The sequence below is a fragment of the Streptomyces sp. NPDC059455 genome, assembly GCF_042750115.1.
Classification (GTDB): Bacteria; Actinomycetota; Actinomycetes; order Streptomycetales; family Streptomycetaceae; genus Streptomyces; species Streptomyces endocoffeicus.
In genome coordinates this window covers 1-1,393 of record NZ_JBHYVB010000487.1, presented here as the reverse complement: position 1 = coordinate 1,393, position 1,393 = coordinate 1, and the positions used below count along the sequence as shown (strand labels likewise).

Here is a 1,393-nt window from a genome sequence, read left to right as displayed (position 1 = left end):
CTTCACAGAGTTGGAGGCGGCCCGTACGGTCATTCGACCCGAATTACCAAACGGACCGTATGGACAACTTCTGCACTCCACCCGTGCAGGGCGACTCGTTACGAATGTCGGACGAGGTTCGCGCGCAGCACCTCTTCGATGTCCAACTCCACCTCGCGCGTGTGAACCCCGGCCGCGAGTGCTGCCCGGGCAAGCTCTCCAGACGCGGGGGTGAACGTTTCGCCGAGCAGGCGGTCTTCCGCGCGCAGTGCGTCCTCAAGCGCGCCGTCGGCCGCGTCGATTGCGTCGGTAGCCGCGGCGCGGACACCGTCGGGCAGAGTCGCGATGGTCAGTGCGACCCACTCAACATATTCGTCCAGTTCTGCGGCGGGCAGAGCTCGGTTCACCCATCCCCACCGCTCGGCAGTCGCCGCGTCGACGAGCCCGCCTGTCAGCACGATCTCGAGAGCGCGAGCGCGACCCACGAGGCGGGGTAGGTGGGCAGTTGCACCGGCTCCAGGGACGATGCCGATCAGTGTCTCGAACTGGCCGAACGCCGCAGTCTCGAGGGCCGCGAATCGCAGATCCAGGCTGGAGACCAGCTCGGATCCACCGCCACGGGCGAGTCCCGCGACTTTGGCGATGGTGGTCTGAGGCAGACGCCGCCAGCGTTCATGAAGCCGCATCATCGGGCCCGTCCCGACAAGCGTCTCCTCCGCGATCGGGAGGGCGGCGTAGGTCGCGGGGTCCTCCACGAATGACAGGTCGCCGTGTGCCAAGAAGAACTCCGGATTGGTGCTCTGGACCACGATGACGTGCAGATCGGGATCATTCTCGGCCGATGCAGCGACGGCGTCCAGGTCGAGCATGAGCTGCGCCGTCATCAGGTTGATGGGCGGAACATCAATCGAGACCCATAGCACTCCGTCCTGGCGCTTGAGATTGAGGCTGGGCAGGGACTGTTCGGTCATGAGATTCCTTTGGGTTGACGGTATCTCTGGTATACCTGGCACATGACAGGTACTTCAACGCAACCTGGTATCCGCGAAGATCGGGCCGGGGACGAGACCATCGTCGGCCCGCAGCGCGAGCTCCTGGATCAGCTGCTGGACAAGTGGGGTCAACTGCTGCTGGTCGCGTTGTGCCAGCAGCCGCGACGCTTCAACGAGCTCAAGAGAGAGCTCGATGGGGTCACTCAAAAATCGCTGGCGCAGGCACTGCGACGGTTGGAACGCAACGGCCTCGTCGAGCGCCGGGTACTGACGCAACGCCCCGTTGCTGTGGAGTACCGGATCACGCCGCTGGGTCGCACGCTTGAAGAGCCCTTCTCGATCCTGCGCGTCTGGACCGCCGACCACCTCCCCGAAGTCGAACGACACAGGGCTGCATTTGACGAAGGCGCGGACACCCTTTA

2 protein-coding genes are annotated in these 1,393 nt (G+C 64.4%); one reads left to right on the top strand and one right to left on the bottom strand.

Features of this window, described 5'->3' with window-relative positions; all coding sequences use genetic code 11:
• Positions 1–98 precede the first annotated feature (98 nt).
• Positions 99–950: an enoyl-CoA hydratase/isomerase family protein gene (locus tag ACFXB5_RS53740; protein ID WP_385223387.1), complete on the bottom strand. Its 852-nt coding sequence runs from the start codon at positions 948–950 to the stop codon at positions 99–101.
• 42 nt (positions 951–992) lie between these two features.
• On the opposite strand from ACFXB5_RS53740, the gene ACFXB5_RS53735 reads away from it, so the two are divergent.
• Positions 993–1,393: winged helix-turn-helix transcriptional regulator (locus ACFXB5_RS53735; protein WP_385223385.1), on the top strand; the 401-nt coding region annotated here is incomplete at its 3' end.

Excerpts from the sequence above, each read along its gene's own strand:
- ACFXB5_RS53740 (WP_385223387.1), bottom strand. The coding sequence starts at position 950 with ATGACCGAACAGTCCCTGCCCAGCCTCAATCTCAAGCGCCAGGACGGA.